The following is a 25,661-nucleotide window of genomic DNA, read 5'->3' on the forward strand; positions in this document are numbered from 1 at the left end:
TCAGAAGTGAAACGCCGTAGCGCCGATGGTAGTGTGGGGTCTCCCCATGCGAGAGTAGGACACTGCCAGGCATCAAACACAAGTTATCAGAGTGACATCTGGTGGCTAAACAGCAAGGACATGCTGGCCCTAACGGGAATTTATACGGAAGTATAAGTAACAGAATCGGTGGAGCGGTAGTTCAGTTGGTTAGAATACCTGCCTGTCACGCAGGGGGTCGCGGGTTCGAGCCCCGTCCGTTCCGCCACTTATTGCATAACCCTGAATCTTTGATTCAGGGTTTTTTGCATTCTAATCTTTAGAATTTTTCGCTCAGATAAGCAGAGCGGGTAAATACTAATCATCAATACTATCTCTATCTCTATCTCTATCTCTATCTCTATCTCTATCTCTATATTCTTATCTTTTTGATTTCATTTAATGGATTCTCAACACCTTATAGCCAATCACTTAGTCATAAACCTCTTACAATTGCTTGCCGTAGCTCGGTTGTTTTCTCTGCTTTGAATCTTTTGGCTAACGACTATACATGCGTAAATAAGTCGCTTAAGTGCTCCGAAAGTCATGTTTATTTTTACTGCGATGGGTCATTTAAAAGGGATAACTGAGAATTATATCACTTTTGATAGGTGTGGCCTTTGGTGATAAAGAGTTTTGAGCCGCCTTAAGAACGTTTTATGTACGGCTTGCTACTATCAGATTCAATAATTACTTTCCTATATTTGATTTTTTATCAAAAGTATTATGCTGAATACTACATTTTTTGTTGATAAAACTCAGGCCATAATCAGTTCATCTTTCAACGGCAGCGGGATTATCGGTCGCCGCAGTGAAAGGCAAACAATGACTAATGATAGATATGACGATCAGACAAAATATGAGGAAGTAAAATGAGCATCCCTGCATTTGGATTGGGTACTTTTCGCCTGCAAGATCAGGTTGTTATCGATTCAGTTTCCACCGCGTTGAAACTGGGCTATCGCGCAATTGATACGGCACAAATCTATGAAAATGAAGCCGCTGTTGGGCAAGCCATTGCTGAGAGTGGCGTTAAGCGTGAAGAGTTGTTTATTACCACCAAAATTTGGATCGCCAATCTGTCTACGGAAAAACTGATTCCCACTCTGCGTGAAAGCTTACAAAAACTGAAAACGGATTATGTCGATCTCACGCTGATCCACTGGCCATCACCAAAGAATGAAGTTCCAGTCGCTGAGTTTATGGCTGAGTTATTGAAGGCTAAAGAATTAGGTCTGACTCGCCAGATCGGCGTTTCAAACTTTACTATCGATCTGATGCAGCAAGCGATTGATGCCGTTGGAGCCGAAGCTATCGCTACTAATCAAATCGAACTATCTCCATTATTACAGAACGCCAAAGTGGTGAAGTTTGCTCGCCAGCACGGTATAGCGATTACTTCATATATGACAATGGCTTACGGTAAAGCTCTGCAAGAGCCAGTGATTCAGCAAATGGCTAAACTGCGTAATGCTACGCCGGCGCAGGTTATTCTGGCCTGGGCGATGCAGTTAGGTTATTCGGTTATTCCGTCCTCAACCAAAGAAGCTAATTTAGCCAGTAATCTATTGGCTCAGGAATTAAAATTGACCGACGAAAACATGGCACAAATGGCTGCCTTGGATCGTAATGAGCGTCTGGTTAGCCCTGAAGGTTTGGCTCCGGATTGGGATTAATGCCAGCCTGTTATATCTGACGGCATATTTGCCGTCAGGTTGTTGCTTCATTGCTATTTTCCGCTAATCGCTCGGTGACGAAGTCAATAAAACAGCGCAACCGGCTACTGACAGCCTGATCGCTGTAATAAACCGCATTGATTGGCATGACGACTGGAATCGTCAGATCCTTTAATATCGGAACTAAGTCTCCCCGATCAATATCTTTTTGAATCATAAAGTCAGACAAACAGGCAACACCATTCCCCTCAAGACAAAGCCGCCGCTGGGTTTCCCCATTATTTGAACTTACATCCGAGTTAATCTCCAGTAACTGGCCATCATGAGCTAATAGCGGCCAGCGGTTGAGCGCTGGGAGATCGTTAAATCCCAGACAAACATGTTGCTGTAGTTCAGCCGCAGTGCGTGGAGTGCCGTAGCGCTGTAGATAAGCAGGAGAAGCCACAATATGGCGGTAACTATTCATCAGCTTTCTGGCGCGCAGAGTTGAATCCTGCAATGTGCCTACGCGAATGGCGATATCGACTTTACGTTCTATCAGATTGATAAATGTCTCCGAGGAAACTAATGAGAGTGCCATTAACGGATAGCGCACTCTGAAACTAGCCACTAGCGGTGCCAGCATATGCAAGATTACCGGAGTAGAGGCATCAATGCGCAATAGTCCTCTTGGATTCAGCGGATTATCGAGCAGTTCATTTTCCGCCAATGCCATTTCACGCAAAATCGCCTGCGTGCGTCTAAAGTAATGCTCGCCTTCCTGCGTTAGGCTGATTTGTCGTGTAGTACGATTCAGCAATGTTACGCCCAGTTTGGTTTCTAGCTTCTTAACGGTTCTGCTGACCACGGAGTTAGCTTGTTCAAGCTGCTCGGCAGCTCGGCTGAAACTGCCGCATTCAACCACGGTTACAAAGGTAATTAGCTCATCAGAGTTAGCTTTCATTATTGCTAATCCAGCAAAAATATTTTGATATTTTTATCATTTTTGTCATCCAGAGAGAAGCTCATAATGCGGCTTATCAAGTCGATACTTATTTTATCTGGAGTCAACGATGCCTTTAGCCTTACTAGCATTGACCATTAGCGCTTTTGCTATTGGTACCACCGAGTTTGTGATTGTTGGGCTAGTGCCCACGATTGCTGAACAGCTAAATGTTTCGGTACCATCAGCTGGTTTACTGGTTTCTATTTACGCGCTGGGCGTAGCAATTGGCGCACCAGTATTGACCGCATTAACAGGGCGTATTCCTCGGAAAACCTTGCTGATTGGTCTGATGATACTATTTACTCTGGGCAATGTGCTGGCATGGCAGGCTCCGGGTTATGAATCGTTGATAGTGGCTCGGCTGCTGACCGGGCTGGCTCACGGCGTGTTCTTCTCAATCGGTTCTACCATCGCAACCGGTCTGGTGCCGAAAGAGAAAGCCGCATCTGCAATTGCAATTATGTTTGGTGGGTTGACGGTAGCCTTAGTCACTGGCGTGCCTCTAGGTACCTTTATCGGGCAGCATTTTGGCTGGCGTGAAACCTTTTTAGCTGTCTCATTGATTGGTGCAGTGGCGATCGTTGCCAGCGTTATTTTGATTCCCAGTAATATTCCCAATAAAGCCAGTGCCGGTTTAAAGCAGCAGTTGCAGGTATTAACTCATCCGCGTTTATTACTGATTTATGCCATTACTGCGCTGGGGTACGGCGGCGTTTTCACTATGTTCACTTTCCTGGCACCGATGATGCAGGAATTGGCCGGTTTCTCTGCGCCAGCGGTGAGCTGGGTCTTGCTGGCATACGGAGTTTCAGTCGCGATTGGGAATATTTGGGGCGGTAAATTAGCGGATCGGTACGGTGCGGTACCGGCACTGAGCTTTATTTTCACTGCGTTGGCTGCGCTACTGTTTATTTTTCAGTTTACGGCGAGCCACAGCATTGCCGCTCTAATTACTTTAATGGCTATGGGAATCTTTGCATTTGGCAACGTGCCTGGCTTGCAGGTATATGTGGTACAGAAAGCCGAGGAATATACGCCACATGCGGTGGATATTGCTTCAGGGTTGAATATCGCCGCTTTTAACGTGGGGATCGCCTTGGGATCGCTTATCGGTGGACAGATCGTTTCCCAATGGGAATTAGCTCAAACCCCCTGGGTTGGCGGTGTGATAGTGATTGGAGCGTTGGCGCTGATTAGGGTTAGCGGCCGGTTGGATAAACGGCATTTTCGCCCAGCGATAGCCAGCTGATTTATCATCAACACGGATAGAACTCATGGGAAGCTGAAACGATTTGCCAAACCATGTTATTCAAATAATTTATACGTGCTCTAAGCCCGCGAAAAGCGTGTTCTTTTATGATGTAAATCATCCTCGTTGCCTATTCGGACTTGAGTCCGTTCGCGCTATCAGACAGTATTCCTCAATTGGACGTGTTGATAGCCAGCAAAAGAAATGTCTGGCTGAAGAATATCTGAGCGTATAATACTCAATTACAGGCTGGTCCATCTGGCCAGTTTGTTTTTAACGGGAATGGGCAAGAGCGTGCCGAAAAAAACCTATGCCATGCGCTATGTTGCAGGGCAACCAGTCGAGCAAATCTTTCCGGGCTCTGCCAGTCAGCTAGGGCAGGGACTACCTCCGGGCGTTCCGTTACCTACTTCTGAGCGTCTGCGGATTATGGTATGGAATATCTTTAAGCAGCAGCGGCCAGATTGGCTCTCTGTGCTGAGAGGTTTTGGCAGAGATGCTCAACTGATGCTGTTGCAAGAAGCACAAACCACCCCTGAACTGGTGAGATTTGCGACGTCTAATTTTCAGGCAGCCGATCAGGTGCCTGCCTTTGCGCTGCCTCAGCATCCCTCTGGCGTAATGACGCTTGCTGCCGCTCACCCAGTCTACTGCTGCCCGCTGCGAGAGCGTGAACCCCTGCTACGCTTGGCTAAATCAGCATTGGTAACAGTTTATCCCATTCATGATGGCCGATTGCTGATGGTGGCCAATATTCATGCTGTGAATTTTAGCTTGGGCGTAGACGTTTACAGCAAGCAGTTGGAACCCATTGGTGAACAAATCTCAATGCATCGTGGCCCGGTGATTCTGGCTGGCGATTTTAATGCCTGGAGTCGTCAGCGAATTAGAGCATTACTGAAATTCGCCAGAAGCCAGGGTTTACAGGAAGTCGAGTTTCAGGCCGATAATCGTAGCCGAGCTTTTGGCCGGCCGTTGGACTATGTTTTTTACCGCGAATTAAAAGTTGCTGATGCCGAAGTGATGGTGACCAGAGCCTCCGATCACAATCCCTTACTGGTTGAATTCAAACCTTAATTCGCTCGCGTCAACCTTCATTAATGACAAATTGCAGACATAAAAAAAGCACCCCGAAGGGTGCTTTTTAGCCGTTATAACCTTAATGCATTACGCATCTGGCGCTTTTTGACCGTTGACATATAGGGTCAATTTTAAACCAGGTTGCAAACTGTTGGCCTTGCTGACTACCGAATTCCATCGCATCACATCGTTGGTGTTTACACCGTGACGCTTGGCAATACTGGCAAATGAATCACCTTTACGAACCTGATAGGTGATGCTTTTGCTGGCCGTATTGCTTGCCAATTGCAGGGTTTGCCCAACTTTTAAGGTACTCGAGGTACGTAAGTTGTTCCAACTCTGCAAATCGCTGGTCTTGATATTCAGTCGCTTGGCTATCGTAGATAAAGTGTCGCCAGGGCGAACTTTATACTGCGAACCTGATGCTGATGTTTTTGTGTTATTAGCCACTTGAGTGGATTTGGACACAACAATATCAGTGTCAGCCAGTGAGTCTTTAAACTGCTCTGCATGGGTTTTCGGCAACATAATGTAATGAGGGCCGTTAGGTGCCGTTACATTGCGCTTATACCCTGAATTATAAGCTTTCAGCTTGGTCAGCGACATTCCTGCCATCTCAGCCGCCTGAGTTAGCTCTATCTGCTGACCGACGTCCACACGCGCTAATGCACGGTTTTCGTTGGTTTCAGGTAACTTGATACCGTATTTCTTGCTGTTCTTGATAATGTCACTCAAGGCCAGCATTTTAGGGACATAAATTGACGTTTCACGCGGAAGCGACAATGCCCAGAAATTGGTCGGTTTACCCTTGGCTTTATTGGCTTTCACTGCCTGCATGACTCGGCCTTCACCACTGTTATAAGCGGCGATGGTTAATAACCAGTCACCGTTAAACATTTTGTTCAGGCGTTCCATCATATCAAGCGCTGCCTTGGTCGAGGCAACCACATCGCGGCGGCCGTCATACCATTGGTTTTGCTTTAATCCATAATTTCGACCGGTACTCGGTACTATCTGCCATAGCCCTGCGGCGTTGGCGGAGGAAGTAGCGTGTGGGTCAAAAGCGCTCTCCACTATGGGTAGCAGTACCAGCTCCATCGGCATCTTACGTTGCTTAATTTGCTCGACTATCAGGTACATGTACGGCTCTGCCCGTAATGTTACATCGTGGAGATAGCTCTTATTTTTTAAATACTTTCGTTTTTGTTCACGGATCAGGGCATTATCCTGAACCTTCATCTTCAGCTCGTCGCTAATGAAGTTCCACAGATCGTTCTGCGCGACGCCGGTATCACTTTCCAGCCATCGCGCGGAGCCCTCTCGGGCACTATCCGTGTACTTTCCTGCTTCACTTTCTTGACCTGCCGAAGACAAACTCTGTGCATGCTGCACGGGAACCTGCACGTCCTGCCTGGACGCTTGGCACCCTACAAGCAAGACTGAGGCGAGAAATATCGCTTTGGTCTTCATGTGTGTGTCAATGTTAGTTGCTTAAAAGACGAGCAATCATACTTTGCTTCGACAAATAACACAACTAAAAGCTTCAGAAGCTATCTTTACGGGCACGTAATTCAGCAAAAATCAGGGAGAGGTCATTAGGTGGGAGGTCTATACCTAAATTCCTTTGTAAATCAATGTCATCACAGCGTAAAAAAACATTAATTTTACGCTCTAATTGCAATTTTGAGGGTAAGCTTGAGTGGTTTTTTGCTCTTAATTGCTTGATTTGTTGTTGATATGTTTCAATATCTCGATCTTGTGGTAAAACTGCACGGGCAAAGTTAAGATTCGAAAGAGTATATTCATGCGCGCTGCAAATTAAGGTTTCATCGGCCAACTGTGCGAGTCGTTGAATTGATGCGTACATTTGTTGGGGCGAACCTTCAAACAGCCTTCCGCAGCCGCCGGAAAATAACGTATCACCGCAAAAAAGATAAGGTGCGCTGTAGTATGCGATATGGCCGAGAGTGTGTCCGGGAACGGCAATTACGCTGAAAATTTGTCCACACAAAGACAGGCTATCGCCGTCTTTTACGATATTCGTAGCCCCTTTATGTGCCGTTTCCTGCGGGCCATAAACCGGAATATTGGGGAAGTTCTGGAGTATTTCGGTCACTCCGCCGACGTGATCGTGATGGTGGTGAGTCAACAGAATTCCTTCGGGAATCCAGCCTTTTTCTTTTAGTTCGCTCAGTACCGGCGCGGCTTCTCCCGGATCGACGATCAGGCAGCGCTGCAGCGGGTTAACCAATAGCCAAATGTAATTGTCTTGAAATGCAGGAATGCTGATAAGATTCATCGGATACCTCTCGTTGGCAACAGCTTGATAGAAGATAATAAAACATGAAACCAGCGCAAACACGCCAAAAGATTCCTGCCCCAGCTTCCTGGGCCGAGCTACCTTGGGGAGAGTATTATCGGGCCGCTATTGAGCAACAGCTACAGCCCTGGTGGCCAAAGATTTTCGGTTTTCATCTGCTTAAAATTGGGCAACTCAGTGCGGAGATTGCCAGTGAAAGCTGCGCTGTTTCCCATCAGGTTAACGTTGGGGATAAGGGCAGCAATATGCAGGTACTGGCCAGTCCTTACCAGCTTCCTTTTGCTGAAAAATCGGTGGACGCCTGTCTGTTATCTCATACGCTGGCTTATTCAACCGATCCTCATCGAATTTTACGCGAGGCGGATCGCGTGTTGATCAACGATGGTTGGCTGGTAATCAGCACTTTCAATCCGTTGAGTTTACTTGGGGTTGGAAAATTACTGCCGGTGATACGTCGACGCCAACCTTACGCGAGCAGAATGTTTACGCAAATGCGTTTACTGGATTGGCTCAGCCTGCTGAACTATGAAGTGATGCATGAATCCAGTTTCCACGTACTGCCGTGGCATAAACAAGGCGGGCGCTTTATCAGCACCCATCTACATGCATTAGGTTGCATCAGTCTGATTGTGGCCAGAAAACGCACGATTCCACTGACGTTCAACCCAATGAAAATGGGATCGCGAAAACCCTGGTTAAGCCGAACCGTGGGCGCAACGAAAAGTTACCGTAATCGCCCTTAAGACTCGGAATTAGTCCGGATTATAGCCGGTATCTTCCTGAGTGGGAGCGTTGGCTGCATCGCGCGCCAATACGTCGCAACGTTCGTTTTCCGGGTGCCCTGCGTGGCCTTTAACCCACTCCCACTGCACTTTATGATCCGAAATTGCCGCGTCCAACCGTTTCCACAAATCCACATTGCGGACCGGCTTGCGGTCGGCCGTTTTCCAGCCGCGTTTTTTCCAGTTATGAATCCACTGAGTAATGCCCTGACGCACATATTGACTGTCGGTACTGAGCGTGACTTCACAGGGTGATGTCAATGCTTCTAGAGCAACGATGGCTGCCATCAATTCCATACGGTTATTGGTAGTGAGACGATAGCCTTCACTGAAAGTTTTTTCGTGCTGTTTGTAACGCAAAATCGCGCCATAACCACCGGGACCCGGATTGCCTAGGCAAGATCCGTCGGTGAAAATTTCTACCTGTTTGGTCATCTCTGGTAGACTCTTCCTAATGAGTTTTAAACCTTAAGTCTGACATAAACGAGCGCTATGAGCACTGCAATATGATCCCAACACCTACCAGACAGATAGTTCTCGATACTGAAACCACCGGTATGAATAAGCTGGGCGTTCACTATGAAGGCCATCGTATTATTGAGATCGGTGCTGTTGAAGTGATCAACCGCCGGTTAACTGGACGGAATTTCCACGTCTATGTCAAACCGGATCGTCTGGTTGATCCAGAAGCTTACGGTGTCCACGGTATTAGCGATGAGTTTCTCGCAGATAAGCCAACTTTTGCCGATATCGCCCCGGAATTCCTCGAGTTTATTCGCGGAGCCGAGCTGGTTATTCATAACGCGGCGTTCGATATCGGCTTTATGGACTATGAATTTCGAATGCTACAGCAGGGAATTCCGAATACGGATACCTTCTGTACCATAACCGATAGTCTTTTATTGGCGCGCCGTCTGTTCCCCGGTAAGAGGAACAATCTCGATGCGTTATGTGACCGTTATCTGATAGACAATACTAAGCGAACGCTGCACGGCGCATTGCTCGATGCCGAGATTTTGGCTGAAGTCTATCTGGCGATGACCGGCGGGCAAACCTCGCTGTCTTTCTCAATGGAAGGGGATCAGAATCAATCAGATTCTACCGATGATATTCAACGTATCGTCCGTCCGGCCAGCGGGCTGAAAATTATTTACGCCAGTGATGAAGAATTGGAAGCTCATAACCAGCGTTTGGATTTGGTTCAGAAGAAAGGTGGAAGCTGCCTGTGGCGGGCTTCTGCTGAAGATGAAACGGCAGTCAATGCGGGATAATTCATCGTTTGGGTGAAAATCTGTGCAACCGGTTTATTTTTCAGGAAAAAGTGTTGACGAAATAGCGGGGTAACCGTAATATTCAACCCGTTCTTAACCGGAACAACAGCGCGGTGCGGTAGTTCAGTCGGTTAGAATACCGGCCTGTCACGCCGGGGGTCGCGGGTTCGAGTCCCGTCCGCACCGCCAATATTCAGAAGCCCTGAGTTAGCAATAACTCAGGGATTTGTCGTTTTCGTCATCCCAACCACTGTTTTCTGTCTATTCCAACGATGAAGCTAATAAAAAAACGCGCCGTGAGAGACGCGCTTTAACATCGCTATTTTTCGGTAGCTATTTCGACTCAATATCAGTGGTGCAGTAGAAAATCATCGGCATCGCGCCAGGCAGGAAAACGCTCGCGATAGTCGCTTAGCGCTGCCAGAGAGAGTGTGGCGTCCAGTCTGGCTCTTTCATGCAAAGGCGCGCTGCTCAGAATCTCGCCCTGCGGATCGATAATCACGCTATCTCCCTGATAACTATGACCGTTATCATCTTCACCTACCCGATTACATCCTGCGACAAATACCTGATTTTCAATGGCTCTGGCAGGCAATAGCTTTTGCCAATGTTTGGCTCGCGCTGCTGGCCAGTTGGCAACATAAATTGCTAAATCATAGTCTTGCTGGTTACGCGACCAGACGGGGAAGCGCAGGTCGTAGCAGATCTGCGGCAAAATACGCCAGCCACGCCACTCCACCACTTTACGTCGTTTTCCAGCCTGATAATGATGGTGCTCACCGGCAATGCGGAACAGATGGCGCTTATCATAAAAATGTATTTCGCCACTGGGTTTAACCAGCAGAAAGCGGTTCACCGCGCCTTCTGGCGTTTGCAGCGCTACGCTTCCACCGAGTAATGCATTGGTTTTCCCTGCCCAATGGCGGAGCCAATCGAGGATTTCCGCCTCCGGTGGCGCGAACTCGGCGGCGTTCATGGCGAAGCCGCTGACAAACATCTCCGGCAGAATAATGACATCTCGCTGGTGGATATCTTCGAGCAGCTTCGCAAAATGGCGTAAATTCGCTTCGGCATCCAGCCAGACTAACGGTTGTTGTAGTAGAGTCAGTTTTAAAGTTGACATAGGCGCTCCGCTGCGGCGTCCAGCGTGGCTTCCTGCTTAGCGAAGCACAGCCGAATCAATTGATGAGGAAAAGGAGCCTCACAGAATACTGACAACGGAATAGCCGCAACGCCGATTTTTTCCGTCAGCCACAGGCAAAAATCTACGTCGTTCAAATCGGAAACGGCGCTGTAATCGACCAGTAGGAAGTAGGTTCCTTCACTGGGTAATATTTTGAGGCGGCTGGCGGCCAGCGCCTGTACGAAGCGATCCCGACGAGCGCGGTAGAAATCGGGCAGTTGCTGCCAGTGCTCAGGCTCGGCGTTCAGCATATCGGCCAGGGCCAATTGAATTGGCGTACAAACGGAAAAGGTCAGGTATTGGTGGATCTTACGCACTTCCGCGCTGATGGCGGCGGGCGCTATGCAATAACCGACTTTCCAACCGGTCATGTGAAAGGTTTTACCGAATGAAGATACGGCAACGGCCCGCTGACGCAATTGAGGGTGAGCCAGCACGCTAGCGTGGCCTTCAGCGGCGAAACAAATATGTTCATATACTTCATCGCTAATGACGTAAATATTGCGATCGGCTATGGCTTGCCATAATTGCTCAAAATCAGCCGCGCGCCATAGGGTTGCTGACGGATTGTGCGGAGTGTTAACGATCACCAACCGCGTGCGTTCGGTCAGCAAATCGGAGAATTCAGCCCAGTGAGTATTGAACGCCGGAGGCTGCAGGGCGATGCGTTTGACTTCGCCACCCGCCAGTTTAATGGCTGGCGCATAGCTGTCGTAGCTGGGATCAAAGCAAATAACTTCATCGCCGGTGCGCACCAGAGCGGTAATAGCAGCAAACAGCGCTTCGCTGGCACCGGTGGTCACCGTCACTTCACTATCAGCATGAGGACGCCAGCCGTAAACGGCGGCGGTTTTATCTGCAATTGCTTCTCGCAGCGCTGCAACGCCAGTCATTGGAGCATATTGATTCGCTCCCTGATTAACATGATAAGCCAGACGCTGCTTTAGATATTCCGGGCCAGCAAAATCAGGGAATCCCTGAGACAGATTGATTGCCTGATGCTGGTGCGCCAGCGCACTCATTTGCGTAAAGATGGTGGTGCCTTGGGCAGGCAATTTACTGTCTGGAATCAATGATAAAGTGCTCATTCTGGGCTGAAACTCCTGGCGCTGATGTTGCTGTCAATATAACACGATGTTAAGATTTGGCAATCAAGACGCTTAGATGTTTAAACGGCTAAATGATTTTTTGTGTTAATGTCAGCTCATAGGGGGGCAGCGTGGAATATTCCCCTGTTGCACGGCGAAAATAACAATTGCAGAGGTAGGGAAATGGCAAAACAGACACAACTTGAGGCGTTACTTGCGGCCTGCCACTGGATTGGCGGCAAAGGCTGGTGTCCGGCGACTGGCGGTAATATGTCACTGCGTGCCGACAGTGAATACGCGTTGGTCAGTGAATCTGGCAAAGATAAAGGTCGCCTCACGGCGAAAGATTTCCTGAGCGTAGATATTGCCACCAATCACGTGCCCAGCGGGCGTACGCCTTCGGCGGAAACCGGCCTGCATACTTTGCTGTATCGGTTATATCCTGATGTTAGCGTGGTTTTACACACTCATTCGGTGAACGCCACGGTACTTTCTCGCGTGGAAAAAAGTGATGGATTGGTTTTACAGGGTTATGAAATGCAGAAGTCCCTGTCGGGTCAGAAATCCCATTTGGATACCGTGGTTATTCCTATTTTTGATAACGATCAGGATATTAGCGCATTGGCTGAGCGAGTGGCAGCCCGCGCAGCGTTGGCACCGTTACGCTACGGTTTTCTGGTACGAGGTCACGGGCTTTATTGCTGGGGAAACTCAGTGGCAGAAGCGCGCCGTCATCTGGAAGGATTAGAATTCCTTTTCCAGTGCGAGTTACAACGCCGCCTGCTGGAGGTCAAATGATTCAGGCTATTGTTACTGATATTGAAGGTACGACCAGCGATATTCGCTTTGTGCATCAGGTACTTTTTCCTTACGCTCGCGCCCGATTAGCGGATTTTTTGCGTCAGCACGCCAGCGAAGAAGACGTGACCGTTCTGCTGGCAGATTTACGCCGTGAAATTGGTCAGCCGGATGCGGATATAGAAACCCTTATTAGCGTACTATTCGGTTTTATGGATGAGGATCGTAAGTCTACCGCGCTAAAAGCTCTGCAAGGCATTATCTGGCGTACTGGTTATCAAAACGGAGATTTTCGCGGTCACCTTTACCCGGACGTGGCTCCGCAGCTGGCTAATTGGCAGCATCAAGGGGTAAAGCTATATGTTTATTCCTCTGGTTCAGTTGAGGCGCAACAACTGCTGTTTGGCTATAGTGATGCGGGAGATTTACAGCCGTTATTCAGCGGGTATTTTGATACTCGCGTTGGCGCGAAGCGCGAAGTCTCCGCTTATCAGAATATTACTGAGCACTTAGCCGTTGCACCGCACGATATCCTGTTTTTATCCGATATTCGTCAGGAGCTGGACGCCGCTCAGCAGGCTGGTTGGCAGACTTGCCAGCTGATTCGCGATTTGCCGGATGCAGAAAGCCATCATCGGCAGGTTAACTGTTTCTATCAGATCGTTTTAGAGGAGTTTGCATCATGAGTGCCTTGACTATTTTCAGCGATGAGCAGCCGGAACAGCCTATCTGGCAAAGCACTGATGCAACGGCTATTCAGAAGCAGTTGGCAAGTATTGGCGTGCGTTTTGAGCGTTGGCGTGCGGATCGGGCGTTGGGGGGAAATCCGTCGCCGGAAGCAGTAATTGCGGCGTATCAACATGAAATAGACCGGCTGGTGGCAGAAAAAGGCTATCAAAGTTGGGATGTGATCAGTATGCGTCCGGATAACGCTCAGCGAGAAACTCTGCGACAGAAGTTTTTATCCGAACATACTCACGGCGAAGACGAAGTGCGTTTCTTTGTCGAAGGCGCGGGGCTGTTTTGTCTGCATTTAGAGGGGAAAATCTTTCAGATTCTCTGCGAAAAAAACGATTTGATTTCCGTTCCGGCGGATACACGTCACTGGTTTGATATGGGATCGGCACCGAATTTCACCGCTATTCGGGTATTTGATAACCCGGAAGGTTGGGTGGCGCATTTTACCGGCGATAAGATAGCCGATGCTTATCCTCGTTTAGATTAATGTAAATGCAGGCGGCTCAGTAAGGTCGCTTGCATTTACATTATTCAGGCTGGAAAAATCCGGCCTGAACCTGCTGTGGCGTGATTACGCCGCTGTCCAGAACCCAACCGCTGATCAGGGTTGCCGGCGTGACGTCAAAGGCCGGGTTATACACCTGCGCGTCTTGAGGTGCCCAGTGACATTCGCCAAAGCTGCCGGATACGCCGGTGACTTCGCTAGTTGCGCGCTGTTCGATAGGAATGGCGGCTCCGTTTGGACATTGCGGATCCACGGTGGTGTGAGGTGCCGCAACATAAAACGGAATATGGTGATAATGTGCCAGTACCGCCAGGCTGTAGGTGCCGATTTTATTCGCTACGTCGCCGTTAGCGGCAATACGATCTGCGCCGACCCAAATGGAGTCTACCTGGCCCTGAGCCATTAAGGTCGCAGCCATGGAATCACAAATTAACCGATAGGGAATACCCAACTCGCCCAACTCCCACGCGGTTAAACGCCCACCTTGTAGTAATGGCCGGGTTTCATCGACCCAAACGTTATCTATTTTTCCCTGCTGATGAGCGCGTAATATTACGCCTATTGCCGTTCCCACGCCCACAGTGGCTAAGCCGCCGGTATTACAGTGGGTAAGAAGTCTGCTACCGGATTTAACCAACGCTGCGCCGTGATTGGCAATGCTATCGCACAGAATCCGATCCTCGTCCAGCAAACGTAGCGCCTCTTTCATCATGGAATTTACCCAATCTGGCCGCAGTAACGCTTGCTGCATCCGTGCCAGATTATTCATCAGGTTAACTGCCGTTGGCCGTGATTCTCTTAGCGTGATGAGCGCTTGCTCCAACTGCGCCTGAGATAAACCTCGCTCCGCCAGCAGCGCCAGTAACAGACTGGCAGAGAGACCAATCAGCGGCGCACCGCGTACGCGTAACGTCAGAATATGTTCGACCAAAGATTCTACGTCATCAGCCAAACGCCAGATTTGGCGTTGGGGCAGGGCTTGCTGATCGAGAATCCAAAGCTGGTTATCGCGTATTTTCAGGCTGGTGGTGTTAAGCGTCGGCATCGTCAGTTAAATCCATGTTGCGTTATTGCATCTGGGTTCTTATTCTGCCAACATGCTTTACAGATGTATAGACGTCTACATGTTTTTACGCCTAAATAATTAATGCGCCGTGGGCGACCAGAGAATTGAGAAGGGGTGGGAGATGTCAGGTTATCACACGTTTACTGCTGCTGATGCCGTTGCATATGCGCGTCAATATGGCCGGATTGCTGAACCGCACACGTTGGTTTCGGCGGATGAAATTGGCGACGGCAATCTGAATCTGGTGTTTAAGATCCGTGATGAAACGGGGCGAAGCCGGGTGGTGGTGAAACAGGCATTGCCTTACGTTCGTTGCGTAGGAGAATCTTGGCCTTTGACCTTGGATCGAGCGCGCATCGAAGCGGAAACCCTGCTAACTCACAGCCAGTTCTGCCCTGAACACACGGTTAAAATACTGCACCATGACGCGGAGTTGGCGGTGATGGTGCAGGAGGATCTTTCCGATCATCACATCTGGCGGCATGAATTGGTGAAAGGCCGCCATTATCCGCAGGCGGCCAGCCAGTTGGGTGAATATCTGGGGCAGACTTTATTCCACACCTCAGATTTTTATCAGTCGGCACAAAGTAAGAAGGCGGCGGTGATCCGTTATACCAATCCCGAACTGTGCCAGATCACTGAAGATCTGTTTTTTACCGATCCTTATCACGATCATGAACGCAATAATTTTGACGCCGCGTTACTGCCGGAGGTGCTGGCGCTGCGTCAGGATAACGGGCTGAAACTGGCGGTAGCTTCCCTTAAACATCGGTTTTTGAGTAAAGCGGAAGCTTTGCTACACGGTGATATCCATAGTGGCTCGATTTTTGTGGCCGAAGGTAAATTGAAAGCTATTGACGCAGAATTCGGTTTTTATGGCCCGATTGGTTTTGATATCGGTACGGCTTTAGGAAATGTATTGCTAAATTACTGCGGTTTGCCGGGGTTGACCGGGCCGAGAGACGCAGCGGCAGGCCGTGAACAGCGTTTAGATGACATTCGTGAAATTTGGCAGGCTTTTGCCACGCGTTTTCTGACGCTTTGCGCAGAGAAAACCCAGGATCAAGCGTTGAAAACTGCTGGTTATGCCGAGTATTTCCTCCGGCAGGTGTGGAATGATGCCGTGGGGTACTGTGGAACCGAATTGATTAGGCGCACCATCGGGTTGGCACACGTCGCGGATTTGGACAGCATTGAAGATGACGGGATGCGTTTAGCCTGTCAGCGTCAGGCTCTGAGTCTGGGGCGCACATTAATACTCGCAGCGGTGCATATTGATAATGTGGGTGAATTAATTGCCCGTATTCGTCAAAACGGATAATTGAGCGCTTGGCTGCTCGCTATTTTCAGGTTCAGCGCTAGTTCGCTATCAAAAATCAGCGATAAAAAAGTCCCGGCATTAGACCGGGACTTTGTTTTAGACACATGAATTATCAATGAGTACTATCAGTTACGCCGCTTCCGTTTGACGTGGCCGATCTGGCTGCTTTACCGGGGACTGGGTAGCCAGCGCCTCCGGTTCAAATTCATCTACGTTAATCGAGCGCAGGCGGCTGGCTTCTGCCTTAATCAGCACGTTAGCTTCTTCCGCGCTGATTTTCCCTTCCGCCAGTGCGCGTTTGGCTAACTGATCCAAACGGGTGAACGGCAGATTCTTACCGGCTTCTTTACTCAGGCGTTTGTGGATTGGCTCTGCGGCGATAACGTCTTGCAGTGCGGCTTCCAGCAAGCCGACCGGGTTGAATTCACTCGGCGTCAGGTACTGACCGCGCCCAATACGTGAACGGGTTGCCGAAGGCACTTGCAGCAATTGAGCCAATTGGTGATCCAAGCGATCTGACGGCGCGCGATGTACGCAGCCAAACGGGAAGATTCCAATACGCATCACGCCAGCAATAAAGCGATTCGGGAAGTTTCGCAGTAAGTCATCCAGTGCTTGTTCTGCCTGATACAGCGCATCCTGCACGCCCCAGTGAACCAGCGGTAAATCTTCTTTCTGACGGCCTTCATCCTCATAACGTTTCAGCGTTGCGGTAGCCAGATACATTTGGCTCAGAATATCTCCTAAACGAGCAGAGATACGCTCGCGACGTTTCAGGCTGCCGCCCAGAACGCCCATGGAAACATCGGACATCAGCGCCAGGTTGGCACTTAAGCGGTTAAGCTGCTGATAGTAGCGGCGAGTGCTGTCGCTTACCGGAGCATGACTGGTACGGCCGTTGGTCAGACCCAGCCAGAAGCTACGAACTTTATTGCTACCTACGTGGCCAAGGTGACCAAACAGGGCGCTATCAAAAGCGTTAACATCGTTACTTTGTGCCGCGGCCATTTCTGCCAGAACGTACGGATGGCAACGGATAGCCCCCTGACCGAAGATAATCATGCTACGCGTCAGAATGTTGGCACCTTCAACGGTGATACCAATCGGCGCGCCTTGATAAGAACGGGCGACGAAGTTGGATTCACCCAGACAGATACCTTTACCCCCGGCAATATCCATCGCATCCATGACTGCGCGCTGACCCCTGTGGGTACAGTGATATTTCACTATGGCAGACAGTACCGCCGGTTTTTCACCCAGCATAATACCGCTAGTGATTAAGGTGGCGGCGGCGTCCATCACGTAGGCGTTGCCAGCGATTCGCGCCAAAGGTTCTTCGATCCCTTCCATCTTACCGATAGAGATTTTGAACTGACGGCGAATGTAGGCGTAAGCGCCAATACCCATTGCCACACTTTTCAGGCTACCGGTTGCATTGGATGGCAGGGTAATACCACGTCCGACGGACAGACATTCAACCAGCATACGCCAGCCCTGACCGGCCATTTTTGGCCCGCCAATGATGTAATCGATCGGCACAAAGATGTCGTTACCGCGAGTTGGGCCATTCTGGAATGGCACGTTCAGCGGGAAGTGACGGTGACCGATTTCTACCCCAGGAGTGTTAGTTGGGATCAGGGCGCAGGTAATACCCAAATCTACGGTTTCACCGAGTAAATGCTGGGGATCGGACAGTTTAAACGCCAAACCCAGCACGGTCGCGATCGGTGCCAGCGTGATATAGCGTTTGTTCCAGGTCAGGCGCATACCCAACACTTGCTTACCTTGCCATTCACCCATACAAACGGTGCCGGTATCCGGAATTGCACCGGCGTCGGAACCCGCTTCGGGGCTGGTCAGTGCGAAGCAAGGAATTTCCTCGCCGCGCGCCAATCGTGGCAGATAATGATCTTTTTGTTCGGTAGTGCCGTAATGTTGCAGCAGTTCGCCGGGGCCGAGGGAGTTAGGAACGCCCACGGTAATGGCGAGAATGCCGGAAACACCGGATAACTTCTGCAATACGCGCGCTTGAGCATAAGCGGAGAATTCCAGCCCGCCGTATTCTTTCTTAATGATCATGGCGAAGAAGCGGTGTTCTTTCAGATAGGCCCATAGCTCCGGCGGCAAATCAGCCAGTTCATGCGTAATCTGAAAATCATTTGCTAAACGACAGGCTTCTTCCACTGGACCATCAATAAAGGCTTGTTCTTCAGCGGTTAGCTGTGGTTTTGGATAGTTATGTAGTTTTTTCCAGTCTGGCTTGCCTTGGAATAAATCACCTTCCCACCAGGTGGTTCCCGCATCGATCGCTTCTTTTTCGGTGCGTGACATGGCTGGCATGATTTTACTAAAGGTACGCAGCGCAGGAGCTGAGAACAGAGAGCGGCGCAGCGGCGTTAAGTTCAGTGGCAGCAACACAATCACCAAAGGAAGCAACGCCCAGAATGACCATACTTGCAGCGCACCCAAGGCGGCGGTGTATACCAGAAGAAGCAGACTACTAAGGTGTAGGTTCACCCGGTGATAGAACAACACACCAATAAGAACCAGCAAGGCAACAATGCTAAGAACCATCATAATGAAGCTCCTGAGTTGTAGGAGGTCTGACCTGTTGAGTGATGTATTGGTTTTAGTTCATCTCATTGTTTTTATCAATGCCATTACATATCAATTACAACTTGGTTCACAAATTCGTAGCATTTAAGGTCAAAAGCCGTTGCAACAGTTCATCACGGCGCTTCTCGCAGTTTGCGCTATCCGGTACACTGCCTGCGGAAGATTATTGATGCCACAGGACATATAAAGAGGCTCCCATGTACCACGATTTAATTCGAAGTGAACTTAATGAAGCGGCTGATACTTTGGCTAATTTCCTGAGTGATGATGCCAATATCGACGCCATTCAGCGGGCAGCTATCTTGCTGGCTGACTCATTTAAAGCCGGTGGGAAAGTGCTTTCCTGCGGTAACGGCGGCTCCCATTGCGATGCTATGCATTTTGCCGAAGAATTAACTGGCCGCTATCGTGAAAACCGCCCTGGCTATCCGGCGATCGCCATCTCTGATGTCAGCCATATGTCTTGCGTCAGTAATGATTTTGGTTACGACTATGTTTTCTCCCGCTATGTGGAAGCCGTAGGCCGTGAAGGTGATGTTTTACTGGGCATTTCCACTTCAGGAAATTCTGGCAACATCATTAAGGCGATCGAAGCTGCAAGAGCCAAAGGGATGAAAGTGATCACCCTGACTGGCAAAGACGGCGGTAAAATGGCGGGTACTGCAGATATCGAAATTCGGGTGCCTCATTTCGGTTACGCCGATCGTATTCAGGAAATACATATCAAAGCGATTCATATCTTGATTCAGCTGATTGAAAAAGAGATGGTTAAGGCCTAATAACTGGCTGGTATGGAATAACCTGAGGTCGCCGTGGAGTTTCCCGCGCCTCGGGGTGTTCACCGCTCTGCACCGGAGGCTATCATGGCCTCCTTATCGCACGCTTTACCTCCGGTTTCTTCGCCCTGATTGGTTTTGGCTTTTTATTGCTACTGCACAGGCAGTAGAGGAGGTTGGTGATGTGCGAATTGCTCGGGATGAGCGCGAATGTGCCCACTGATATCTGTTTCAGTTTTACCGGGCTGGTTCAGCGCGGAGGGGGCACAGGGCCGCATAAAGACGGTTGGGGTATAACGTTTTATGAAGGTCACGGTTGCCGTACCTTTAAAGACCCGCAACCCAGTTTTAACTCCCCGATAGCCCGCCTGGTCCAGGATTACCCGATCAAGTCTTGCGCGGTGATTTCCCATATTCGTCAGGCAAACCGTGGCGAAGTGGCGTTGGAAAATACCCATCCTTTTACTCGGGAAATGTGGGGGCGCAATTGGACTTATGCGCATAACGGACAATTGAAAGGGTATCGTCAGTTGGAGACCGGCACTTTCCGCCCCATAGGCCAGACTGACAGCGAATATGCGTTTTGCTGGCTGTTAAATCAATTGGCCAAGCGGTATCCGCGCACACCGGGTAACTGGCCTGCGGTATTTCGCTTTATTGCGACATTGTCTGAGCAACTGCGCGCCAAGGGCGTATTTAATATGCTGTTATCGGATGGGCGTTTTGTGATGGCCTATTGCTCAACCAATCTTTATTGGATTACGCGTCGGGCACCTTTCGGTAAAGCCACTTTGCTGGATCAGGATGTGGAGATAGATTTTCAGCAGCAAACCACACCCAATGATGTGGTCAGCGTCATTGCCACTCAGCCGCTGACCGGCAATGAAACCTGGCACAAAATAGCGCCAGGCGAGTTTGCTCTATTCTGTTTTGGTGAGCGCGTACTCTGAGGCTGGCGCACTGGACATTAACGGACGATTAATCACATATTGTCCGTTAATGACACCGACCAAAGGCGGCATGCGATTTTTTGCAAAGTAGGCATAACCTGGTTGTAATTGACGCCAGAAGTTAATATCTGACGAGTTACGATGGCGCTGCATATTTTGCTCGGTCATACGGAACGGATAAATACTAATATCCACTTTGCTCTGGCCATTCATAAATGCGGTTTGCACGTAGTTAAATATCTCATCCATGTAATTGTCGGTCATGGCGTAACAGCCAATGGATTTACAATCACCGTGGATCATCAGATATTTCCCCGAGTATCCCTGAGACTTATCAAAGTCATTTGGGAAGCCGATATTGATCGCCCGATAAAACTTACTATCGGGTTTTAAATGACGCGTATCTATGCTGTAAAATCCCTCCGGGCTTTTAAAATCTCCCTCGCGGCGTTTGGGGCCAAGACCGCCAGAGAAATTACAAATCTGATAACTTCGTACCAATCGATATTCGCCCTGTAAACGGGCATATAATTCCAACGTTCGCTCTTCTTTAAATATTTGGATATAGACCGGAGAACCGAGTAATTGCTGTTTAAGCGCATTGGTAACCGCAACGGGCTCACTGGCTGAGCTGGTTAAGGATACCGCAGGCAAACAAATGATCATCGCAAGTAACAGAGCGATTTTGCCCATTAATTATTCCTACTTCTCTTACTGGGAACCGATCGTATCTGCCGATCGGTGAGCCACTGCTTTTGTTAGTATAGGTTTGCAGATTATCAGTCAGAATATTTTTATCAATAATAGATTTGTATAAAAAAGAAACTGTGATCGGTAAAAGCGAATTAACCTTACGTTTTTACCGAGTGCAGAGGCGATTCTTGATCAATATAATGTCGTTTGCTTGAGCCAGGTCACTGCTTTTATCAGACAGCAACAGGCTAAAATGCTAAAATCCTCGGCTACTGAAGGCATATTGGTGTTAAAGATATTGAGTTGTTTTGTTGAGCAATGAAACGCAATTTTTGTATCTTCCAACGCTGTCACATTAGCAGAAATTAATGTTGTTATTTAAATCAGTAAATGCCTGCAAGTAAAATGCACGCTAATTGCGCTGCCGGTTAATACCTCATTATATTAACTGAACTGTTAAAAATAACTAATCATCGCGTTGCTGTGCTCCTCTGGATGACGTACAGCATTTGATACACCTGACAGAATCGTGCAAACCTTATGATTAAAATAAAAAAAGGACTCGACCTACCTATTGCCGGGGCTCCGGCTCAGGTCATACAGGAAGGTCCGGTTATTCATCATGTTGCACTGCTCGGTGAAGAGTATGTGGGCATGCGTCCTTCAATGTTGGTGCAAGAAGGGGAGAGGGTCAAAAAAGGCCAGGCGCTTTTTGAAGATAAAAAGAACCCCGGCGTGTTTTTCACCTCTCCAGCAGCAGGCAAGATTTCTGCGATTAATCGCGGTGAACGGCGTGTGCTGCAATCTGTCGTGATTGAAATAGAGGGAGACGACAGCGTTTCCTTCAATCGTTACGACGCCGCCGAGCTCAACCAGCTGAGCGCGGAGCAGGTTCAGCAAAATTTGCTGGCCTCAGGTCTGTGGACTGCGCTACGCACTCGTCCATTCAGTAAAACTCCGCAGCCGGGCACAAAGCCACGCGCTATTTTTGTCACGGCGATGGATACCCAACCGCTGGCTGCCGATCCTCAGGCCATTATTGCCACGCAAATTGATGCCTTTAACCACGGTTTGAGCGTATTGACGCGCTTAACCGAAGGTAAAGTGCACGTTTGTTACGGCGCCGGGGAAATCATTCGCGGCCAGAATAACGGGCAAATAACCTATAACGAATTTTCCGGTCCCCATCCTGCTGGGTTGGTGGGCACCCACATTCACTTCCTCGAACCGGTCAGTATGACGAAAACCGTCTGGCACATTGGTTATCAGGATGTGATCGCCATTGGCAAACTGTTTGTCGAAGGTGAGCTTTACACTGATAGAGTTATTGCGCTGGCGGGGCCGCAGGTAAAAGAACCTGGCCTGCTGCGCACGCGTTTAGGCGCCAGCCTGACCGAACTGACCGCCGGTAAACTGAAAGCAGGGGATAACCGTATTATCTCCGGTTCGGTACTGAGCGGAACCGCGGCCTCTGCGACACATGGCTATCTTGGTCGTTTCCATCAGCAGGTTTCCGTAGTGCTGGAAGGGCGAGACAAGGAGCTGTTCGGCTGGATTATGCCGGGTAAAGATAAATTCTCTATTACCCGCACCACCCTCGGCCATTTCTTCAAGCGCAAGCGCTTTGCTTTTTCTACTGGATTGAACGGTGGCGAACGTTCTATGGTGCCAATTGGCAACTACGAGCGAGTGATGCCGCTGGATATTCTGGCGACGCATTTGCTGCGCGATCTGTTAGCCGGCGATACCGACAGCGCTCAGGCGCTGGGGGCTTTGGAGCTGGATGAAGAAGATTTGGCGCTCTGTACTTTTGTCTGCCCCGGTAAATATGAATACGGTCCGGTACTGCGCGACATTTTGACCAAGATTGAGCAGGAAGGATAACTCATGGGCCTGAAAAGTTTTTTTGAGAAAATAGAGCATCATTTTGAGTCCGGCGGAAAGCTGGAAAAGTATTATCCGCTATACGAAGCCACGGCCAGTATTTTCTACACTCAGGGTAAAGTGACGCCGGGTGCCTCCCACGTGCGTGACGCTATCGACCTGAAACGGATGATGATTTTGGTATGGCTGGCGGTATTCCCAGCGATGTTCTGGGGGATGTACAACGTTGGTCAGCAGGCTATTCCTGCGCTGAACCACCTGTATAGCGGCGCGGAGCTGCAACAGGTGATTGCCGCCGACTGGCATTATCGACTGGCGGAGATGCTTGGCGCCTCGCTGGCACCGGATGCCAGTTGGATCAGCATGATGACGCTGGGCGCGGTCTATTTTGTGCCGATTTATGCGGTGGTGTTTTTGGTTGGGGGCTTCTGGGAAGTTCTGTTCGCCATTATTCGCCGTCATGAAATCAACGAAGGTTTCTTCGTTACTTCCATTCTGTTTTCCCTGATCGTTCCGCCAACTTTGCCACTCTGGCAGGCGGCACTGGGGATTTCATTTGGCGTAGTGATTGGTAAGGAAATCTTTGGCGGCACTGGACGTAACTTCCTGAACCCGGCGCTGGCTGGGCGAGCTTTCCTGTTCTTCGCTTATCCGGCACAGATCTCCGGCGATCTGGTCTGGAACGCGGCCGACGGATTCTCTGGCGCAACGCCGTTGTCCCAGTGGAGCGTTAACGGCAGCCACAGTCTGATGAACGTGGTCACCGGCCAACCAATCAGCTGGATGGATGCTTTTATGGGCAACATTCCAGGCTCTATTGGTGAAGTTTCTACCCTGATGATTCTGATCGGTGGTGCCATCATTATGTTTGGCCGCGTGGCATCCTGGCGCATTGTTGCTGGTGTGATGATCGGCATGATTGCGACGGCCTTCCTGTTCAACTGGATTGGTTCTACCACTAACCCGCTGTTTGCTATGCCTTGGTACTGGCATCTGGTATTGGGTGGCTTTGCTTTCGGTATGATCTTTATGGCTACCGATCCGGTATCGGCTTCCTTTACCAATAAAGGTAAGTGGTGGTACGGCGGTCTGATCGGCGTGATGTGCGTCTTAATCCGTGTCGTGAATCCGGCTTATCCGGAGGGAATGATGCTGGCGATTCTGTTCGCCAACCTGTTTGCGCCACTGTTCGACTATGTGGTTGTTCAGGCCAACATCAAGCGGAGGAAAGCCCGTGGCGAGTGATAAACCAAGAAATAACGATACTATCGGCAAAACGCTGATGGTAGTGGTCTTGCTGTGTCTGGTGTGCTCCGTAGTGGTCTCCGGCGCAGCGGTTGGCTTGAAATCCAAACAGCAGGAACAGCGCTTACTGGATAAGCAACGCAACATTCTGGACGTGGCCGGTTTACTCCAGCCAAAAATGGATGCAGAGCAGGTCAAACAAGAGTTTTCCGCTCGTATTGAACCGCGTCTGTTGGATTTGCAAAGCGGTGATTTCGTTAAAACCGATCCGACCAGCTTCGATCGTTCTCAGGCTTTACGTGATGATAGCCAAAGCATCGCTCTGACCGCTGCGCAAGATAAAGCCGGAATTAAACGTCGGGCTAATCTGGTGGAAATCTATCTGGTACGTAATGAGGAGGGGCAGACCAGTAAAATTGTGCTGCCGGTCTACGGCTCCGGTTTATGGTCGATGATGTACGCCTTCGTCGCGATAGATAACGACGGGAAAACCGTACGTGGCATCAGCTATTACGATCAGGGTGAAACCCCAGGGCTGGGTGGTGAAGTTGAAAACCCAATCTGGCGTAGCCAATGGGTCGGTAAGCGTTTGTTCAATGAACAAGGGGAACCGGCTATTCGCGTAGTGAAAGGACGCGCAGATGCGAACGATCCTTACGCCGTGGACGGTTTGTCCGGTGCAACGCTGACCTCTAACGGGGTACAGAATACCTTTGATTTTTGGTTGGGTGAAAACGGCTTTGGCCCGTTCCTGAAAAAAGTGCGCGAAGGAGCGTTAAAAAATGGCTGATAGCAAAGAGATTAAGCGGGTTTTATTCGGCCCGTTGTTTGACAACAACCCGATTGCATTACAAATCCTCGGGGTCTGCTCGGCGCTGGCGGTAACCACCAAACTGGAAACCGCACTGGTAATGACGCTGGCGGTAACCTTGGTAACGGCATTTTCCAGCTTCTTTATCTCGCTGATCCGTAACCATATCCCTAACAGCGTGCGTATCATCGTGCAGATGGTGATCATCGCTTCTCTGGTGATTGTGGTAGATCAGATTTTGCGTGCCTACGCCTATGAGATTTCGAAGCAGCTTTCGGTATTCGTTGGTTTGATTATTACCAACTGTATCGTCATGGGGCGCGCGGAAGCCTACGCCATGAAGTCACCGCCGATCGAAAGCTTTATGGATGGTATCGGTAACGGCTTGGGCTACGGCGTGATTCTGGTGCTGGTGGGCTTTGTTCGTGAGCTGATTGGTTCTGGCAAACTGTTTGGCGTCACCGTGCTGGAAACGGTACAAAACGGCGGCTGGTATCAGCCGAACGGATTGTTCCTGTTAGCGCCTAGTGCGTTCTTTATCATTGGCATGCTGATTTGGGGCTTACGTACCCTGAAACCTGCGCAGATTGAAAAGGAGTAATTGAC

At 49.5% G+C, this 25,661-nt stretch carries 24 protein-coding genes and 2 tRNA genes; 17 read left to right on the forward strand and 9 right to left on the reverse strand.

All coding sequences use genetic code 11. The annotated features are described in order from the left end of the window. Positions 1–170: 170 nt before the first annotated feature. Together DBA33_RS13930 and dkgB are read left to right on the forward strand one after the other, a co-directional pair. Positions 171–247 (forward strand) — tRNA-Asp (locus tag DBA33_RS13930). 643 nt (positions 248–890) lie between these two features. Then, positions 891–1,694, forward strand: coding sequence for a 2,5-didehydrogluconate reductase DkgB (gene dkgB, locus DBA33_RS13935; protein WP_120806664.1), 804 nt, complete (start codon positions 891–893; stop codon positions 1,692–1,694). A gap of 34 nt (positions 1,695–1,728) precedes the next feature. Here the strand turns inward: dkgB and yafC are convergent, their stop codons facing one another. After that, positions 1,729–2,637 (reverse strand): DNA-binding transcriptional regulator YafC, encoded by a 909-nt coding sequence (yafC, locus tag DBA33_RS13940; RefSeq protein ID WP_064514216.1) that lies wholly within the window; start codon positions 2,635–2,637, stop codon positions 1,729–1,731. 109 nt (positions 2,638–2,746) lie between these two features. On the opposite strand from yafC, the gene DBA33_RS13945 reads away from it, so the two are divergent. Next, entirely contained in the window at positions 2,747–3,928 is a 1,182-nt protein-coding gene (locus tag DBA33_RS13945) for an MFS transporter (RefSeq protein WP_120806665.1), read from the forward strand. Between the two features lie 282 nt (positions 3,929–4,210). Then, positions 4,211–5,005, forward strand: a complete 795-nt coding sequence (locus DBA33_RS13950; protein WP_071889771.1) for an endonuclease/exonuclease/phosphatase family protein — start codon at positions 4,211–4,213, stop codon at positions 5,003–5,005. A 90-nt stretch (positions 5,006–5,095) separates the two neighbouring features. Here DBA33_RS13950 and mltD read toward each other — a convergent pair whose 3' ends face one another. Together mltD and gloB are read right to left on the reverse strand one after the other, a co-directional pair. Next, positions 5,096–6,478, reverse strand: a complete 1,383-nt coding sequence (gene mltD / locus DBA33_RS13955) for a murein transglycosylase D (protein ID WP_064514212.1) — start codon at positions 6,476–6,478, stop codon at positions 5,096–5,098. A gap of 73 nt (positions 6,479–6,551) precedes the next feature. Then, a complete protein-coding gene (gloB, locus tag DBA33_RS13960) occupies positions 6,552–7,307 on the reverse strand; it encodes a hydroxyacylglutathione hydrolase (protein WP_064518306.1) in 756 nt (251 codons plus the stop codon). Positions 7,308–7,351: 44 nt separating this feature from the next. Between gloB and DBA33_RS13965 the strand changes: the two genes are divergently transcribed. Beyond that, positions 7,352–8,071, forward strand: coding sequence for a class I SAM-dependent methyltransferase (locus tag DBA33_RS13965; protein WP_064514209.1), 720 nt, complete (start codon positions 7,352–7,354; stop codon positions 8,069–8,071). 9 nt (positions 8,072–8,080) lie between these two features. On the opposite strand, the gene rnhA is transcribed toward DBA33_RS13965, so the two are convergent. After that, positions 8,081–8,545 (reverse strand): ribonuclease HI, encoded by a 465-nt coding sequence (gene rnhA, locus DBA33_RS13970; RefSeq protein ID WP_049598416.1) that lies wholly within the window; start codon positions 8,543–8,545, stop codon positions 8,081–8,083. 71 nt (positions 8,546–8,616) lie between these two features. Here rnhA and dnaQ point away from each other — a divergent pair, with 71 nt between their 5' ends. Further along, positions 8,617–9,381, forward strand: coding sequence for a DNA polymerase III subunit epsilon (gene dnaQ / locus DBA33_RS13975; RefSeq protein WP_064514207.1), 765 nt, complete (start codon positions 8,617–8,619; stop codon positions 9,379–9,381). Positions 9,382–9,493: 112 nt separating this feature from the next. Next, positions 9,494–9,570, forward strand: a tRNA-Asp gene (locus DBA33_RS13980). 160 nt (positions 9,571–9,730) lie between these two features. Here DBA33_RS13980 and DBA33_RS13985 read toward each other — a convergent pair. Together DBA33_RS13985 and DBA33_RS13990 are read right to left on the reverse strand one after the other, a co-directional pair. Continuing rightward, a complete protein-coding gene (locus DBA33_RS13985) occupies positions 9,731–10,504 on the reverse strand; it encodes an amidohydrolase (protein WP_120806666.1) in 774 nt (257 codons plus the stop codon). Further along, complete coding sequence (locus DBA33_RS13990; protein ID WP_064514202.1) at positions 10,492–11,652, reverse strand: pyridoxal phosphate-dependent aminotransferase; 1,161 nt, start codon at positions 11,650–11,652, stop codon at positions 10,492–10,494. The genes DBA33_RS13985 and DBA33_RS13990 overlap by 13 nt, the downstream gene beginning before the upstream one ends. Positions 11,653–11,835: 183 nt before the next feature. Between DBA33_RS13990 and DBA33_RS13995 the strand changes: the two genes are divergently transcribed. The 3 genes from DBA33_RS13995 to DBA33_RS14005 are packed head-to-tail and all read left to right on the forward strand — an operon-like array spanning position 11,836 to position 13,675. Next, positions 11,836–12,450, forward strand: a complete 615-nt coding sequence (locus DBA33_RS13995) for a methylthioribulose 1-phosphate dehydratase (protein WP_120806667.1) — start codon at positions 11,836–11,838, stop codon at positions 12,448–12,450. Next, complete coding sequence (gene mtnC / locus DBA33_RS14000) at positions 12,447–13,136, forward strand: acireductone synthase (RefSeq protein ID WP_120806668.1); 690 nt, start codon at positions 12,447–12,449, stop codon at positions 13,134–13,136. Before DBA33_RS13995 ends, mtnC begins: the two co-directional genes overlap by 4 nt. Beyond that, a complete protein-coding gene (locus DBA33_RS14005; RefSeq protein WP_064514196.1) occupies positions 13,133–13,675 on the forward strand; it encodes an acireductone dioxygenase in 543 nt (180 codons plus the stop codon). The genes mtnC and DBA33_RS14005 overlap by 4 nt, the downstream gene beginning before the upstream one ends. A gap of 40 nt (positions 13,676–13,715) precedes the next feature. On the opposite strand, the gene mtnA is transcribed toward DBA33_RS14005, so the two are convergent. Beyond that, positions 13,716–14,738, reverse strand: a complete 1,023-nt coding sequence (gene mtnA / locus DBA33_RS14010) for an S-methyl-5-thioribose-1-phosphate isomerase (RefSeq protein WP_064514194.1) — start codon at positions 14,736–14,738, stop codon at positions 13,716–13,718. Positions 14,739–14,880: 142 nt separating this feature from the next. On the opposite strand from mtnA, the gene mtnK reads away from it, so the two are divergent. Further along, on the forward strand, positions 14,881–16,080 hold the full coding sequence (gene mtnK, locus DBA33_RS14015; RefSeq protein WP_064514193.1) for an S-methyl-5-thioribose kinase: 1,200 nt from the start codon (positions 14,881–14,883) through the stop codon (positions 16,078–16,080). A gap of 129 nt (positions 16,081–16,209) precedes the next feature. Here the strand turns inward: mtnK and fadE are convergent, their stop codons facing one another. Continuing rightward, positions 16,210–18,657, reverse strand: a complete 2,448-nt coding sequence (fadE, locus tag DBA33_RS14020; protein ID WP_064514190.1) for an acyl-CoA dehydrogenase FadE — start codon at positions 18,655–18,657, stop codon at positions 16,210–16,212. A 236-nt stretch (positions 18,658–18,893) separates the two neighbouring features. On the opposite strand from fadE, the gene lpcA reads away from it, so the two are divergent. Then, positions 18,894–19,475 carry a D-sedoheptulose 7-phosphate isomerase gene (gene lpcA, locus DBA33_RS14025; protein WP_064514188.1) on the forward strand — a complete coding sequence of 194 codons (582 nt, stop codon included), beginning with the start codon at positions 18,894–18,896 and terminating at the stop codon, positions 19,473–19,475. A gap of 179 nt (positions 19,476–19,654) precedes the next feature. Continuing rightward, positions 19,655–20,422 carry a class II glutamine amidotransferase gene (locus tag DBA33_RS14030; protein WP_064514187.1) on the forward strand — a complete coding sequence of 256 codons (768 nt, stop codon included), beginning with the start codon at positions 19,655–19,657 and terminating at the stop codon, positions 20,420–20,422. Here the strand turns inward: DBA33_RS14030 and dpaA are convergent. Beyond that, a complete protein-coding gene (gene dpaA, locus DBA33_RS14035; protein ID WP_064514185.1) occupies positions 20,393–21,115 on the reverse strand; it encodes a peptidoglycan meso-diaminopimelic acid protein amidase in 723 nt (240 codons plus the stop codon). The two genes, DBA33_RS14030 and dpaA, sit on opposite strands and share 30 nt — an antisense overlap. Positions 21,116–21,655: 540 nt before the next feature. Between dpaA and DBA33_RS14040 the strand changes: the two genes are divergently transcribed. The 4 genes from DBA33_RS14040 to DBA33_RS14055 are packed head-to-tail and all read left to right on the forward strand — an operon-like array spanning position 21,656 to position 25,656. Beyond that, the gene (locus tag DBA33_RS14040) at positions 21,656–22,999 is read left to right on the forward strand and encodes a Na(+)-translocating NADH-quinone reductase subunit A (protein WP_120806669.1); all 1,344 of its coding nucleotides are present in this window, start codon (positions 21,656–21,658) and stop codon (positions 22,997–22,999) included. A 3-nt stretch (positions 23,000–23,002) separates the two neighbouring features. Beyond that, positions 23,003–24,244, forward strand: coding sequence for an NADH:ubiquinone reductase (Na(+)-transporting) subunit B (locus tag DBA33_RS14045; RefSeq protein ID WP_120806670.1), 1,242 nt, complete (start codon positions 23,003–23,005; stop codon positions 24,242–24,244). Beyond that, entirely contained in the window at positions 24,234–25,034 is an 801-nt protein-coding gene (locus tag DBA33_RS14050) for a Na(+)-translocating NADH-quinone reductase subunit C (RefSeq protein WP_120806671.1), read from the forward strand. Before DBA33_RS14045 ends, DBA33_RS14050 begins: the two co-directional genes overlap by 11 nt. Further along, a complete protein-coding gene (locus tag DBA33_RS14055) occupies positions 25,027–25,656 on the forward strand; it encodes an NADH:ubiquinone reductase (Na(+)-transporting) subunit D (protein WP_049598434.1) in 630 nt (209 codons plus the stop codon). The genes DBA33_RS14050 and DBA33_RS14055 overlap by 8 nt, the downstream gene beginning before the upstream one ends. Positions 25,657–25,661 lie beyond the last annotated feature (5 nt).

It is taken from the genome of Yersinia sp. IP36721 (assembly GCF_003634395.1).
GTDB lineage: Bacteria > Pseudomonadota > Gammaproteobacteria > Enterobacterales > Enterobacteriaceae > Yersinia > Yersinia entomophaga.